This is a genomic window from Paenibacillus odorifer (genome assembly GCF_000758725.1).
In the GTDB taxonomy this organism is placed as follows: Bacteria; Bacillota; Bacilli; order Paenibacillales; family Paenibacillaceae; genus Paenibacillus_AQ; species Paenibacillus_AQ odorifer.
This window is the reverse complement of the sequence record NZ_CP009428.1, coordinates 1,096,861-1,111,173: the sequence shown is the minus strand read 5'-3', so window position 1 is coordinate 1,111,173 and position 14,313 is coordinate 1,096,861. Positions and strand designations below refer to the sequence as shown.

Here is a 14,313-nt window from a genome sequence, read left to right as displayed (position 1 = left end):
CTTTACAAAACAAGAACATCTGTTCTATAATAAGAAAATCCAAAGTTATCCATAAAGAGAGGGTTAGTGAAATGAAGGTCACGGTCACAGAATTTAACGAGCAATGGAGTCTAATGTTCATTGAAGAAGCTCAGAAGATTAAAGACATCTTTGCTGATGCCCTCGTTGATATTCACCATATTGGCAGCACTTCTGTTTCCGGACTAAAAGCTAAACCAATCATAGATATAATGCCTGTAGTACGAAATATCGAAGCTGTAGATGAGTTCAACCAGCAAATGACAGCACTTGGTTATGAATGTATGGGTGAGTTCGGTATCAGTGGCAGAAGATATTTCAGAAAAGGCGGAAATAGCAGAACCCATCATGTTCATGTCTTCCAAATGGATAATAAGATAGATATCGACCGTCATCTGGCTGTAAGAGACTACCTTCGATCACATCCGGAGACGGTTAAACAGTACGGAGATTTGAAGGATACTCTTGCCAAACAATTCCCAGAGGACATTGCAGCTTATATAGACGGGAAAGAAGAATTTGTGGTTAATCTTGAAAGAACTGCATATGAGTGGTATTTAAATCAATAATCCTTATAAAAATAGCCCCTGCTGTTCATTTAGATCATCCTAAATGAACAGCAGGGACTACTTGTCTAAGAGCCTCTAATCCAAATCATAAATCGAGCCGACTTTCAGTCCGTACAGCTCATTATATATTTTCTCTGCAAAAGCATCAGTCATCCCTGCGATATAATCAATCACCATATGCTCCCAAGTCCAAATCGGTTTTGCCTGCTTCTGATCTTTCTCAAATCGCTGCAGCCAATCCGATGGAATAATGGCTTTAGAGGTCTGTGGATCCAAAAATGCTCCCCATAGACGGCGCAAAATCCACTCACTACGTTTCTGCAGCCGCTGCACACGCAAATCACGGATCATAGTAACCCACGCGAAGCTTTTCAGCACACTTACGGTCCGCAGCATATCTTCGTCTTCTTTTCCTTCCTTTATAAAGGTGACCTTCTTCCAGTCTCCATCTTGGATCACTCCCAAGCTGGCGACAAAGGTACTTACCCAATAAGCCTTAACTTCACGTCGAGTGCGGGAATAGTCATTTTCGCAGGTTGGCATTTTTTCCTTCCAAACCCGAAGAAATGAACTGAGCACTTCCTCGACCTTCGCGCGAATGCCTTCCTCTTCCCAGCCCTTCCAGAAGAAATCCTCGAGCGTGGTGATTTTCTCTACGATTAACCGCTGGATATAAGAATCATGCATAAAGTGTTCATGCACTTCAATCTTTCCGGCTTTAATCCCATCCTCCAGATCATGTGCAGAATAAGCGATATCGTCACAAAGGTCCATAAGCTGAGCCTCTAACGTTTTCTTACCTGCCGGTATTCCCCACTCTTTGCGGATCTCCGAAATATATCCCCATTCGTGAAGGTACATCCCCTTCTTCAGCGAGGTGCCGGGAAAAGGATACTTATTTATGCCTAGCAGCACAGCATCTGACAGATTTAGCCCATCGATATTCTCACGCTTCTCCAGAAACATAATCAGCCTATAATTGTGGGCATTGCCTTCGAAATGCTCATAACGTTGCTTCATCTGCTCATGGATCAGCAGGCGATCCACACCCGTTGCGCCTGATTGCAGCGCAGCTTCGTTAGTTTTCTTTTCAATAAGCTGTTCCAAAATATTATCCAGCACTTCTTCCCCTTTATGTCCAAAGGGAGGATGGCCAAAATCATGAGCGATAGCTGCGCATTCCACTACCTCTGGATCTATAACAAGACCCGGATTCTCCGCCTTGGTGGTTTCCACTTCTGGATACGATCGCAGCAGACTTTTCGCCGCCTCACGAGCAATCTGTGCAACTTCAAGTGAATGAGTCAGACGCGTGCGGTAATAATCACCCGTCCCAGCCCCGAATACTTGTGATTTACCTTGCAGCCTCCGAAAAGTAGGCGAATGAATCAGGCGTGAATAATCACGCTCATAAGCAGCTCTCGACGTTTCTAGGCGGGTAATCTCCGGATACTGCCGGTGTTCTCTTTTTTCAATAAGTGTCATGTTCCCACCACCCTAACCAAATGTCTGTATATAGTACTTCATTATAAGGCATTTTCATAACAATTTTCACATCAAAATACAAAGGCTAATTTAATTATAGACGGTCACGTGGATAACTATGTAATCGTCAGAAGCCAAAATGAATCTCATAACCTGTACATGAAGATATAGTAGAAAGAAGAATGAGCACGAAAAAAGACTGGTTGCCTATACAAAACTGAAACTATGAATATACCGACCCCCAAAAGGAGCACTCTAAAATAAAAAAACAGGTGAAATGATGAAAACTTGCAGCAAAATTATGATGATCACCCTTACATTCTTTTTATGCTTCACGAACTCTGCTCTAGGTAGTCCAAGCAAAAACCGCGACTACTACGAAAAAAGAGGAGACATGATTTGGGAAGTACATACTAACCAAAAAGTGATTGCATTGACGTTCGACGATGGTCCTGACCCTTCTGAAACCGATCAAATCTTAAAGGTATTGAATCAATATCATGCGAAATGCACCTTTTTTGCGATAGGAAAAAGAATTGCAGCCTATCCAGAGGTAGCGAAACGAGTTATTGCTGAGGGGCATGAATTAGCTAACCATACCTACAATCACGTTTATTTTAAAAAACCTATTAATGAAGCACAATTTGAGCAGGAGCTAAGATTGACCGAAGAAGAGATTATAAAAGTCTCCGGTAAACATAGTTCACTGTTCAGACCACCAGGCGGCATGTATGACGAGACCTTAGTTGATCTGTCTAACAATATGGGCTTGAAGCCAATATTATGGTCCTGGCATCAAGATACTCGTGACTGGAATCGCCCAGGCGTGTACAGTATTTCGAACAAGGTCATTCGAAATGCACGTAATGGGGACATCGTTCTATTTCATGATCATGTGCACGGGCAGTCACAAACTAGAGAAGCTCTTAAAATTATTTTGCCGGAATTAGAAAAGAAAGGCTTTCGATTTGTCACTGTCTCTGAGTTGATCAAATTATCCAGTACACAGCAGGCGGGTAAACAACAATAGGCTAATTGCACAGGACTTCAAAATAGGGTAGTCTTGTCCTAATATGAAGTTCTGGAGGCTTTTGTCATGTCCGATAATACATCCTATACGACAGAGGAAATTGCCCGCTTATTAAAAATATCAAAATTAAAAGTATATGATCTAATTAAAAAAGGGGAGCTCCCCTCCTACCGTGTAGGAAAACAAATGCGCGTGGATCAATCCGATTTGGAAACCTACAAACAAAATACACGGAGTGGGGCGTCCACCGCTAATCCTACTACTATAATGGCCCAGACTCCACCAGCAATACCCTTGGCCTTTTCCGGTACAAATCCAGCTCAAATGCCAGCACAATCTCCCCACCTTAAAGCTGTAGGACACAGCTTGGTGATTACAGGTCAGGATATGTCACTGGATATTCTAGCTACCTATTTGGAACGGGCTCTGCCTGAACGCCCTCTTCGTTCTTATGCCGGGAGTCTTGATAGCCTGATAGCCATGTATAAAGGGGAGTCGGACATTGTCAGCACACATCTGCTCGACGGGGATACTGGAGAATACAACCTACCCTATATCCGAAAAATACTCGTAGGATGCTCTTATGTTGTAGTTCGCCTACTTACCCGAAGTGCAGGTTTTTATGTACAAAAAGGGAATCCCAGGGGTATTCATGAATGGTCTCACTTAGAGCAGAACGGACTCACGCTGATCAATAGAGAACGAGGTTCAGGTGCACGCGTATTATTGGATGAACAGCTTCGATTGCATGGCATTCCAGCAGCCAGCCTATCAGGCTATGAGAACGAGGAGAACAGCCATTTGGCAGTTGCCGGTAAAGTGGCCCGGGGAGAAGCAGATGTAGCCATCGGCACCGAGAAAGCCGCTAAGATTGTCGACGGTGTTGATTTCGTTCCTATGATTCAGGAGTGCTACGATCTGGTGATGATTAAAAAACCGGATCATGAGCAATGGATTGCTGCCGTGATTGATATTTTGCGTTCACCAGCCTTCCAGAGTGAGCTTGGGTCCATTCACGGATATGATCTCACGGAAACAGGGACGATAATTTATGAGACTTAATGGGTCACAGCAGAAGACGGGAGCATTATGCAGAAGCGTTTAACTGTATTTCGTACAACTATATTACTTCGAATAACTCGCAAATTAGATATAACTGTATTTGGTACACCTATTTCTCTTGATTTACTACCCCATAGGCGACTTTTCTAGTTTTAGTTGTATAGAATACAATTAAAGTTAGAACGATTCCTTATGCAGACGGAATAACTGTATAGAATGCAGTTAACTCACAGACTCCATCAAAATCCGACGGCGCTAGAAGCTGACATCAAAGTTGCCGGGTTCACTTGCCCAGCATCTGCTCAAACCACCCGCTTCAAACCAAAAACACCAGGCAGCAACTCTCCAATAACCGGAGAATCGCTGTCTGGTGTTTTTTTAAGAACGCCGATTCACAAACATCAGCATAGCGGCTGAAATAACAATAATTGAACATACCCACATCCATGCGAGGGTCATATTGCCTCCATCTACCGCAACATAGATCGCTGTGGGTAAGGTTTGCGTGCGGCCCGGAATATTGCCAGCTACCATGATGGTAGCGCCAAACTCCCCAAGACCGCGGGCAAAACCAAGAACATAACCGGCTGCCAGCGACCGGCCCGCAAGCGGCAGCGTGACATAACGCAGTACCTGCAGTTCACTTGCCCCTTGTGCCCGCGCCGCATCTTCAAGATCTGCTTCTATCCCTTCGAAACCCGCCTTCACTGTGCGGTATACGAGTGGAAAAGCTACGACTACAGCGGCGATAACAGCTGCCCCCCATGTGAACAGGATCGTCTGCCCCGTCATCTGTTCATACCATCTGCCGATCCAGCTTCGTCGGCCTAAAATAACTAAAAGCACAAATCCTACGACCGTCGGCGGCAATACGAGCGGAAGCAGCATTATAGTCTCTACCAAGCTGTGACCGGGAAACTTCCGGCCCGCCATAGCCTTCGCAGCAGCTGTTGCCAAAATGAATACAATAATGCTTGTAATCACAGATATTTTTACGGAAAGCCATACCGGGGCGAAGAAATCAGTCCAATTTATTTCCAACCTTATTCCACCCGCTTCTACTCGTAATTTCTATTTAAGGAAGCAGGAAGCCATAACTTACAAAGATATCATTAGCTTCCTTGCTTTGAAGGTAACTATACAACTCCTTAGCTGCCTTTTGATTCTTCGAGCTCTTCACGATGCCTGCCGGATAATTAATAGCTTTGTGTACATGTGGACCGACCGTCAAAGCGATTTTAGTTTTCTTTGAAGTAAGCGCATCTGTCTTATAGACAAAACCGGCATCGGCATTTCCTGTTTCTACATAAGAGAGAACCTGACGCACATCCTTGGCAAATACGAGTTTGCTTTGCAGCGGATCCCAGACCTTTTTCGCTGTCAATGATTGCTGAGCATACTGACCCGCTGGTACAGATTCAGGCTGTCCCACTGCCACCTTCTTAAAAGCTTTATCCGTAAGCTGAGTAATCGTTGTTAATTTAACCTTTGAATCTGAGGGTACGACTACAACCAATTGATTCTTAAGCAGAACCTTATGATCGGAGATAAGTCCACCTTCCACCAGTGCATTCATCTGTTTATCACCTGCAGAGAAGAACAGGTCCGCCGGAGCCCCTTGCTCAATCTGCTTTTGCAGAGTACCGGATGCTGCATAATTAAAAACCAAATCAATATCGGGATGTTTCTTTTCATAAAGGAGGGCAATCTTATCCAGGCTATCCTGCAAACTAGCCGCAGCGGAAACAATAATTTCAGTCTTCTTGGTGGCTGCTTGCACCTCTCTCCCTGGACCTGCAGATAAATTCACAACCAGAACGATTGCCAATATCCCCATCACGGAGAGTGTCCATTTCTTAAACATTTCCATTCCTCCCAATTTCGTATGTATATATTTAGATGCTATTCTAGCATACACTTTTTCGTTTTTCTATAACTACAGATATGTTTAGATATGTTTAGTTATATATTGTTATAATTAGACAATATATAATAATGATTTTGGCTTTTTGCACACAAAAAAGATGCCTCTGACTCCCCTAAATAGGGCTGCAAAGACACCTATTTCACGAATGATATTAATTCTTCATCTGTGGGCCAAGCACATCATGTTGACCGTCACCCACCAGGTTAAAGCCAAGTACATTCAACATAATGGATAATCCACTCCCCCAAGAAGCTCACCCGGATTAATATATTCATTTTTAAGAATCAAATGGATCTAGAGAATAGCCCTCTTCTGTATAAAATTGAACAAAGGTCAAATTCGAGGATAAAAATAAACCTCTAAATTGCAATTATGTTATTAAATGTATGCGGTATTATAAAAAGACTCACCAAACAAGAGAAATATTCTATAATTTTTGATTTGTAACAATATATGTAAACGAATATTTCATTTGAAGGTGAGAATCCATCTTATTTATATTGCGATATCCATTTCTCCAACTGCTGCCTGAGCACTTCACGATAATAAAACGGCTCTATAATTTCCGCATCCTCTTCAAATCGCTTAATCCAGCGGACAAATGCAATATCTTGTTCCAATGCGACTTTAAAATAACAACACCGAGCTTGACGGTCTACTTTATTCGGCTTATAGGGCAAATCCTCTTTCTTTAGCCCTTCCATGATTCGCTCCGAAAATTTCACTTTAAACTCTACCTGCAAACTATCGCGGTCAAGTGACCATTTTTGCTTCATAAAAGCTTGCAAATCAAATGATTCCTTTGAGAAGCAGCGGTTTAATGGCTTTACGTTTGAAAAATCGTTGATATGATATGTACGAATAACACCCTGATGATGGCAAAATCCAATGAGATGAAAACGATTTTCCAGTGGGACTAAACAATAAGGATCGATGGTTATTTCCTTCTCCTCCACCGCATTCTCGCAATAATTCGCTTGAATACTCCTCTGCTTTAATAAAGACTCCAAAATAGGTGTTAAAAAAGATTGATGCTCCATCTGTGCACCGCTTCTTTCCAACCAGCTTGTACCTGCTTCTCTTCTTGCACGTTCTATCGTTTCTTCCCGCTCTGCCTTTCGCTTGTATTCAGCTGCGACTACTTTTTCATAAGCGCCTTCAAAATCGATAGGCAGAACGGGTTTAATATCTTCCATAATATAGCGTAATTGCGAAAACGCAGCCGCCTCTTCTTCCGACCAATCCAAAGGATAAAGTGCAAAATTGCCAATAAAAGCATAGCCTTTTCCATGTCCAAGGTGGGTTATAGGAATATGCATGGCGCTAAGCGCGTCCATATCCCGGTATATCGTTCTCTCGCTGTTGCCGCAGCGTTCCGCCAATTCACGGGCTAATATCCCTGGCTTGGCTTGAACAAGTGTAATAATGCGCATCAGTCGGATTAATCGGTCTGTCATATTCAGTTCCCCTTGATTTATGGTTAAATAGACCCATTATTTTATGAAAAAAAGTAATAGTGTGATAGAACTTTTTTACTATGTTACCACATTTTATATTACAATTCTTCTGATTATTTTCCGCCGAACCCGCTGACAAAACAAATTTATGTATAGGTCTTTTTTCGTCAATATGCATCTTCTAGTTGTATGTCCTATATCAATTTCCAGTAGCAGTTTTACCCCGCTTCTGATACTCGAATCCAATCTGTTTATACAACATTTCGGCCTCTTTAAGTAGTAAAGGATCTCCAGAACGTACGGCTAGTAATAGTAATTTATCTGCGTGACGGCAGAGCATTTCATGAGCTTGACTATGTTGTCCTTCATTTTGCAACGTGGTTGCCTCCTCAATCGTTTCAGCTGTTTTTAACAATTCCAGATGTTTCTCTACATGAAAGCAGCAGGTTTCATTCAGAACCTGAGTATGATGAGTGTATTCTAGCTCAAGAACCTTTACTGGAAGCTCTTGAACACGCTCTACGGTTGGCTTTTTATATTTCCACTGTAAGGAAAGAGCTTCATATCTACCTGCAATAGTAGTAGAGATATTGAATTCCAGTGCAATAAACTTTCGTTGCCCCGTTTTTATTTTGCCAAGCTTAAGAAGTAGCGAACTGCCTTCACCGACTTCAAACTCACACCCATACGAGCGCTTAAAAGTTACATGGGGTTCAAGCCAAACCCGCAGTTCGATTTCACGTGCAACCACTTTATAACTGCTGGGTCGGCTGTGCTCTGAAGGCATATTCCCTTTCCATTCGACAAGCAAGATAACATTACGATTGCCGCCTGCAAAAATACGATTTTGACTCCATGTGAATACGGGATGAATACTTTCTATCATTATTTCCACCTCTTTCTTTTTTTGGGTCTTCTATTAATGTACCAATAATGGCGGACAACTCCATGTCATGGAATGTATGTTCGGTTCTATATTATCGACAAAAAAAGAGTCATTCTACATGCTTAGTAGACTGACTCTTGTAAAAACAACCCCTTTTGTCTTTTTATGACGAAAATTTTATGTTTTTTTTCTCATCGACTCCCTAATTTAGTCTGCACTCGCTCTCGCTTGAAAAATAGTCCCAGTGCCCATTTGGCACACAACAGAGAAAATATAAAAAACAGTGTGGCCCAAAATATAGCCGGTACGGGAGTCATTCTTGCCAGATTGCTGGCATCTCCTGCACGGGACGGTGATACAGCAGCCGCGTATACCAGAAATAAACTTCCCATTACAGACTCCTCCAAGGTTAAAAAGGCCAATAACAAATAATAATATTTGCTGGCCTTCTTCCAAACCACCAGCATTAGAATATTTAACGCAATAAATCCGCCCAACCACATCATGCCAAAGCTTCCTCGTACGTATAGCAGGAGCATAATCAACGCCACACCCGTAGCTAAGATAAGGCCCCAATCATGGCGTCCCTTACTATATAAATAGAAGAGCAGAAGTGCAAATAAGGAGGCTAGCAAATAACCCGAGAGGGAAACTAATATTGCCTTGCCCCCTTCTTGAATGGCTGAATAGGTTACACCGCTATGATCTGCGTATAATTCAATCCTCAGCACACTACCCGACAGTAGTAAGGTCATCAGAGCATGACCAAATTCATGAATCATCGTGTCTAAATTCCGAAACAAAGATGAAAATGGGATCAATCTAGTCAAAAAAGCAGATCCGATCAGAAGCAATATTGTTTTAAGCCATTTGTTCAATCGACAGCAGCCCCTTTCGTCCAAAGTATACGATAAATAGTACCTCTTCTCAATCGAGATAATCACGGACTGATCGTGTTTAATAATGAGTAAACGAAAACCTTAAGGAGGTAAAAATTACTTTCATTATAAGCATTGCCAGTCCCATGGCGTACGCTGTCAGAAGCTGTCAAGCTGTGTTAAAATAAAAGAACTACAAGCCTAAATTGGGTGGTGATTATATAGATGAAGCAACATAAATCCCGAGCATATCTACAGCTGTTATATTCGCTCCTGTTCTTGCTGATGCTTACTGTATGCCTGCCAGCTCCTGTAGCAAAAGCTAATATATTCAGTGATATCTATAATGGAGTTAAAAATTTCTCCGAGCTGCCAAACGAAGTGAATGAATTAAAGGAAGGTTTTCAGCAAACTGCTGAAGAGCTTCAGCAGGCAAAGGATAAGCTCGCGAATACCACGCAGGAGATGGAAGCTTACCGGATACAGAACGAAAGCCTACAAGAGCAGAATCGCCAACTGACGCAGATGGTTGATGAATTAAAAAATGACCGGACGGCACGCGAAGAATATTATCATAAAATCAAAGTGACTATTTTTACAGGGATTGGACTAATCCTAGGTTATTTTATACTGATCCGTTTTATTCGTTTCAGCATGCTTTACCGTTCTCGAAAAGGCGATCGTCTGCGTTAGTCTTACGTATTCATTGAAGATCACAGTCACAGCATGAGGGAGATGAACTATGAACATCGATATCCAAGATGAAAGCGACAGTGGAAGCGGACAAGCCGTAGCCTTCTCCCTTCAGGAGAAGGAAGAGGTTCATGTACTCCATCCACAACAAATTATCGCTTATCAAGGTCCTTCCTCAGGACGAGCGGACAGATTTATGGATGTAAAGGGCATATACCGCAAGCGAAAGTTGATTCGTTCCGATATGGCAGGTCCTTGCCATTTCGTTGCCGCCCTTCCGCCAGGCTATCGCATAAAAATCCTGCAGCTCGATGGTAAAAGCGATCTGCTATACGACTTTAAGCATCTCTTCTTCTACAGTATAGGTATTTCGCTGGAGACCCGGGTGCTAAGCATGAAAAATGTGCTCGTTACACGGGATATTGTAAAGGTGAAATTTTCGGGCAATGGCATGATTGGCATACTGACGGAGGGTACGGTCTGTGAAGCTGTACTGCATCCGACCAACCCCCTTTATGTCGATGCAGGCAGCATTATTGCCTACCCTGAGAATGCCAAGCTGGAGCTCACCGTTTACGGCAACCATTTGGCTAGCCAGCATATGAGCTATCACTGGAAGATGACAGGTCACGGGCCTGTGCTGTTTCAGGCAGGACGTCAGAACCGCCGATTCGAAAGAGATAATAACGATGATGGAATTGTTAAACGATTTCTACGCGAGGTAGTCCCCTTCGGGGGTGTGTTTATTAAATAGTTGTGTTCAGCAGTAAAACAACAAAACAAAGAGCGCCATGCGTATCCTATACGCAGGCGCTCTTTGTGGTTCTATCCTTTATAAGACTGTTGTCTTAGGCGATAAAAGCATTCAACATCCATGCATGTTTCTCAATGCTGCTTCTAATACCAATCAGCAGATCCGCAGTAGGTTGATCAGCCAGTTCTTCTGCAGTAGCAATCGCAGCTTGCAGTTCTTTAGAGACAGTCGTAAAGTCTCTAACCAGCTCCATTACCATACCCTTGGCATCTTCGCCACCACGAGCTTCCTGTAAATCGGAAAGCTCCAAATATTGTTTCATAGAGGAGGCAGGCTGTCCACCAATAGCAAGCAGGCGCTCAGCCAAATCATCTGCATAACCAGCAGCTTCATTGTAGAGTTCTTCAAACTTCTCATGCAGCGTGAAGAATTGGGATCCGCTAACATACCAGTGATAATGATGAAGCTTTACCCCAAGCAGGAACCAGTTCGCGGTCTGGCGGTTCAAAGCAGCGTGCAGTTCAGTTTGGCTCTTTAGTTGTGTACTCATTAATAAAACCTCCTATGGTTAATTTATTATATTGTATTTAGACTCATTCTAAATCTATATACAATTTAACACATCCTTTTGCTTTTTGCAACCACTTTGAAGATTTACATGTTGCCGATTCTAGCATAACTTTTGTTATACCGCCTATTATCTCTGTCACACTCTGGATAACAGCCTCTTTCTAAACTTAAATCAAAGATATATTTTCCTCCGCCGTCTTCCCTTTCTGACTCCGGAAAAAAGCCCTCATCTCATCGCGTTTGCTCTTTGGACTTAAGACATATACAGTATCCCCTGGCTCAATGACGGTACTGCCATGGGGGGTGACAATGCTTTTATTCCGGATAATAGCAGTAAATAAGATATCATCTGGCAGTCCAATATCGGAGATTTTCTGCCCGGCAATGGGCATGTAAGGTTCAATTCCTATGTGGTTGAACTCGGAATCTGTCTTGCCAAGGGCGACCAGCTCCATCAGTGATGGCTGTGCTGAATCCTCTTGTCCCACCAGCTTCAACCGGGAAGCCAGCGGTGAAATGCTTGTTCCTTGAATCATTGCTGAGGTCAGCACGACGAAGAACACCACATTGAAGAACAGTCGTCCGTGGGGAAGATTGGCTAGCAGCGGATAGGTTGCCAGTACAATTGGAACGGCTCCGCGCAGGCCTGCCCAGGAAATCAGTGTTTTTTCACGAATAGAGAATTTGGAAAAGAGCAAGCTTATAAACACACCAATGGGCCTTGCCACAACCATCAGAATGACGGACAGCAATATACCTTGCCAAGCCACCTCTGCCAGCTCCTGTGGAAATACCAGTAGACCCAGCAATATAAACATAAATATTTGCATCATCCAAGCGAAGCCATGACTAAAATTCATAATTGTTCGATGATACATTAGCTCAGAATTGCCAAGGGTAAGACCCATTACATAGACAGCCAGCAAGCCGCTGCTATGAACGAGTGCAGATAACCCGTAGGTTAGGACAGCAAATCCAATCGCCAATACCGGGTAAAGCCCCGTGGAATCCAGGTTAATTCGATTGATAAGATATACTGCGATTTTGCCAAGTACAATCCCTATCACCAAACCAACTGCCATCTCCCATATAAAGGACAGCACAAGTCCCCATATCGCCATATCCGGATGCTGAATCCATTCGATCAGCGATACTGTCAAAAACACCGCCATAGGATCGTTGCTGCCTGATTCCGCTTCGAGTGTCGAGGTCAGTCGTTTGTCAATATTCTTACCGCCTAATACCGAAAAGACCGCAGCCGCATCAGTCGAACCCACGATAGCTCCGAACAGAAAACTTTCCGCCCATGACACCTCAAGAATCAGCTTAGCGAACACCCCAACGATAGCTGTCGTTAACAATACGCCTACCGTAGATAAGGATAATGCCGGCCGAATAATAGGCTTGATATCCTTAATACTGGTCTGCATCCCACCTTCGAACAGGATAACAACCAGCGCAAAAATCCCGGCCATTTGTGTTAAGGAAGCATTGTTAAAAAAGATAAATTGACTCAGTACCATCCCCGCAGCAAGGAAAAGCACTAGCGCTGGCATTCCAAATTTAGTGGAGAATTTGGTGGAAAACACACCTACAAGTAAGAGAGCTGCCAGCAATAATATGATATTATCTGCAAGTTGGGTCACCGTTTATTCACTTCCCTTTCTCTTCTAGCTTAAAATATAAGCTTCCTTATTTATGTACGTTATTACCCTTATCCACATCCTTTTGAGACATTGAATAATATAAGCAGGATTGAAGATTTCATCCGCTGGGGCTTATACTTAAAATAATTCCTTCCTACCCTGCTCGTATTTACATATAAGGAGGCTGACTGTAAATGCAATTGAGATTAATTAAACCTGCGGAGCTGGATCAAGCCGCGCTTCTAGCCCATTCCATCTTTCGCAAAGCCGGCGACACTTCTATGAAAGAGCTGTTTCCGCTGATTTTCAGCCCTGGTTACACTCACTCTTATGCAGCCGTTGCCGAGGACGGTAACATCGCTGCTTTTATGGGATTAGTGCCCTCCACGATCCGCACTGGAGAAGCTCTCCTGAACGTATTCTCCATCGGTGCAGTTTGCACAGATCCTGCTTATCGCGGCCAGGGACTAGCCGGTCAGCTTCTACAGCTATGCCAGACCCATGCTGCGAATGCTGGCGCATCACTTATCTTTGTCTCGGGTGACCGCTCGCTGTATACCCGAGCGGGATGCGTACCGTTCGGCGGTACGCAATTTGCCGAGCTGAACGCAAGCTCGGCTCACGCACTTGCTGCCGCAGCAGGGGATGAATGGACGCTGCGGCCAATGCAGCCGGGCGACTTCTTCGCCGTCAACCGGCTGCTGAATGAACGCGAAGCCGGACAGATGTACAGTCCGGGTGAGCTAGCGCTGCTGTTGGGTGCCGAGGCTTACGCGGGTGTGCTGGGCTTGTCCCAGCGCACACTCGTAGCCGTGCGGGACGGCAGCATCGAGGGGTTCGCCGCGATGGCTGTGCCCGCGGCGGATGTACCGGCGCCGAGCCCAGCGACGGCGGTGGATTGGGCCGGCCAGCCGCAAGCGGTAGCGGCGTTGCTGGCCAAGGCGGCTCTGTGCAGCGGCGTTGGCACGCTGCAAGTGCCTGTGCCGTGGCAGGAGCGCAGCCTGCTCGCGCTTCTGCGGGACGCCGGCGCCTCCTTAAGCGCCGGCGCGAACAGCGGGACGGTCTGCATCGCAGACCGGGAAGCGCTTTTGCGGCAGACGGAAGTATGCCGCAAGCGTAGCCTCGACTTGTCGTCCGTGGACGACAAGGAGCTGATCTCGCTGCTGTTTGATCCAGCGAGCCCGCTTCGCACCTCAGATTCCTCAGGGGAATCTGAGGCAATTCCATTACCTTATATGTCTGGTCTCCATTTTATTTAAAGCACAAAAATAACCTCAGCGGGAGAATGATCCCGCTGAGGTTATTTAGTATGCTCTATTAACAGTTATATAAATTCAA

The 14,313-nt window shown here is 44.2% G+C and carries 14 protein-coding genes and 1 pseudogene; 6 read left to right on the top strand and 9 right to left on the bottom strand.

Features of this window, described 5'->3' with window-relative positions:
• Nucleotides 1-71 precede the first annotated feature (71 nt).
• Complete coding sequence (locus PODO_RS04690) at nt 72-587, top strand: GrpB family protein (RefSeq protein WP_036676563.1); 516 nt, start codon at nt 72-74, stop codon at nt 585-587.
• 75 nt (nt 588-662) lie between these two features.
• Here the strand turns inward: PODO_RS04690 and PODO_RS04685 are convergent, their stop codons facing one another.
• Nucleotides 663-2,072 (bottom strand): deoxyguanosinetriphosphate triphosphohydrolase family protein, encoded by a 1,410-nt coding sequence (locus PODO_RS04685; protein WP_038568916.1) that lies wholly within the window; start codon nt 2,070-2,072, stop codon nt 663-665.
• Nucleotides 2,073-2,373: 301 nt separating this feature from the next.
• Between PODO_RS04685 and PODO_RS04680 the strand changes: the two genes are divergently transcribed.
• Together PODO_RS04680 and PODO_RS04675 are read left to right on the top strand one after the other, a co-directional pair.
• A complete protein-coding gene (locus PODO_RS04680) occupies nt 2,374-3,102 on the top strand; it encodes a polysaccharide deacetylase family protein (protein ID WP_244886424.1) in 729 nt (242 codons plus the stop codon).
• A 66-nt stretch (nt 3,103-3,168) separates the two neighbouring features.
• Nucleotides 3,169-4,164, top strand: coding sequence for a helix-turn-helix transcriptional regulator (locus tag PODO_RS04675; RefSeq protein WP_038568912.1), 996 nt, complete (start codon nt 3,169-3,171; stop codon nt 4,162-4,164).
• A 378-nt stretch (nt 4,165-4,542) separates the two neighbouring features.
• Here the strand turns inward: PODO_RS04675 and modB are convergent, their stop codons facing one another.
• The 6 genes and pseudogenes from modB to PODO_RS04650 form a co-directional block, all read right to left on the bottom strand.
• Entirely contained in the window at nt 4,543-5,199 is a 657-nt protein-coding gene (gene modB, locus PODO_RS04670) for a molybdate ABC transporter permease subunit (protein ID WP_174890050.1), read from the bottom strand.
• 40 nt (nt 5,200-5,239) lie between these two features.
• Nucleotides 5,240-6,034: a molybdate ABC transporter substrate-binding protein gene (gene modA, locus PODO_RS04665; protein ID WP_169744738.1), complete on the bottom strand. Its 795-nt coding sequence runs from the start codon at nt 6,032-6,034 to the stop codon at nt 5,240-5,242.
• Nucleotides 6,035-6,242: 208 nt separating this feature from the next.
• Nucleotides 6,243-6,329 (bottom strand): annotated as a pseudogene (locus tag PODO_RS32275) (oligopeptide transporter permease oppC); the annotation flags it as partial.
• A 253-nt stretch (nt 6,330-6,582) separates the two neighbouring features.
• Entirely contained in the window at nt 6,583-7,524 is a 942-nt protein-coding gene (locus PODO_RS04660) for a helix-turn-helix transcriptional regulator (protein ID WP_280513477.1), read from the bottom strand.
• A gap of 223 nt (nt 7,525-7,747) precedes the next feature.
• Nucleotides 7,748-8,434: a hypothetical protein gene (locus tag PODO_RS04655; RefSeq protein ID WP_038568908.1), complete on the bottom strand. Its 687-nt coding sequence runs from the start codon at nt 8,432-8,434 to the stop codon at nt 7,748-7,750.
• A 191-nt stretch (nt 8,435-8,625) separates the two neighbouring features.
• On the bottom strand, nt 8,626-9,312 hold the full coding sequence (locus tag PODO_RS04650; protein ID WP_036676576.1) for a M50 family metallopeptidase: 687 nt from the start codon (nt 9,310-9,312) through the stop codon (nt 8,626-8,628).
• A 225-nt stretch (nt 9,313-9,537) separates the two neighbouring features.
• Here PODO_RS04650 and PODO_RS04645 point away from each other — a divergent pair, with 225 nt between their 5' ends.
• Nucleotides 9,538-10,005: a DUF3450 domain-containing protein gene (locus tag PODO_RS04645; RefSeq protein WP_036676577.1), complete on the top strand. Its 468-nt coding sequence runs from the start codon at nt 9,538-9,540 to the stop codon at nt 10,003-10,005.
• 49 nt (nt 10,006-10,054) lie between these two features.
• A complete protein-coding gene (locus PODO_RS04640; RefSeq protein WP_036676578.1) occupies nt 10,055-10,759 on the top strand; it encodes an AIM24 family protein in 705 nt (234 codons plus the stop codon).
• Between the two features lie 94 nt (nt 10,760-10,853).
• On the opposite strand, the gene PODO_RS04635 is transcribed toward PODO_RS04640, so the two are convergent.
• Entirely contained in the window at nt 10,854-11,309 is a 456-nt protein-coding gene (locus PODO_RS04635) for a Dps family protein (protein ID WP_036676579.1), read from the bottom strand.
• A 187-nt stretch (nt 11,310-11,496) separates the two neighbouring features.
• Complete coding sequence (locus PODO_RS04630) at nt 11,497-12,975, bottom strand: potassium/proton antiporter (RefSeq protein WP_038568906.1); 1,479 nt, start codon at nt 12,973-12,975, stop codon at nt 11,497-11,499.
• 194 nt (nt 12,976-13,169) lie between these two features.
• On the opposite strand from PODO_RS04630, the gene PODO_RS04625 reads away from it, so the two are divergent.
• Entirely contained in the window at nt 13,170-14,234 is a 1,065-nt protein-coding gene (locus PODO_RS04625) for a GNAT family N-acetyltransferase (protein WP_038568904.1), read from the top strand.
• The last annotated feature ends 79 nt before the right edge of the window (nt 14,235-14,313 follow it).

Coding starts and splice junctions, on each gene's coding strand:
- PODO_RS04690 (WP_036676563.1), top strand. CDS start 72: ATGAAGGTCACGGTCACAGAATTTAACGAGCAATGGAGTCTAATGTTC.
- PODO_RS04685 (WP_038568916.1), bottom strand. CDS start 2,072: ATGACACTTATTGAAAAAAGAGAACACCGGCAGTATCCGGAGATTACC.
- PODO_RS04680 (WP_244886424.1), top strand. CDS start 2,374: ATGATGATCACCCTTACATTCTTTTTATGCTTCACGAACTCTGCTCTA.
- PODO_RS04675 (WP_038568912.1), top strand. CDS start 3,169: ATGTCCGATAATACATCCTATACGACAGAGGAAATTGCCCGCTTATTA.
- modA (WP_169744738.1), bottom strand. CDS start 6,034: ATGGAAATGTTTAAGAAATGGACACTCTCCGTGATGGGGATATTGGCA.
- PODO_RS04660 (WP_280513477.1), bottom strand. CDS start 7,524: ATGCGCATTATTACACTTGTTCAAGCCAAGCCAGGGATATTAGCCCGT.
- PODO_RS04655 (WP_038568908.1), bottom strand. CDS start 8,434: ATGATAGAAAGTATTCATCCCGTATTCACATGGAGTCAAAATCGTATT.
- PODO_RS04645 (WP_036676577.1), top strand. CDS start 9,538: ATGAAGCAACATAAATCCCGAGCATATCTACAGCTGTTATATTCGCTC.
- PODO_RS04640 (WP_036676578.1), top strand. CDS start 10,055: ATGAACATCGATATCCAAGATGAAAGCGACAGTGGAAGCGGACAAGCC.
- PODO_RS04635 (WP_036676579.1), bottom strand. CDS start 11,309: ATGAGTACACAACTAAAGAGCCAAACTGAACTGCACGCTGCTTTGAAC.
- PODO_RS04625 (WP_038568904.1), top strand. CDS start 13,170: ATGCAATTGAGATTAATTAAACCTGCGGAGCTGGATCAAGCCGCGCTT.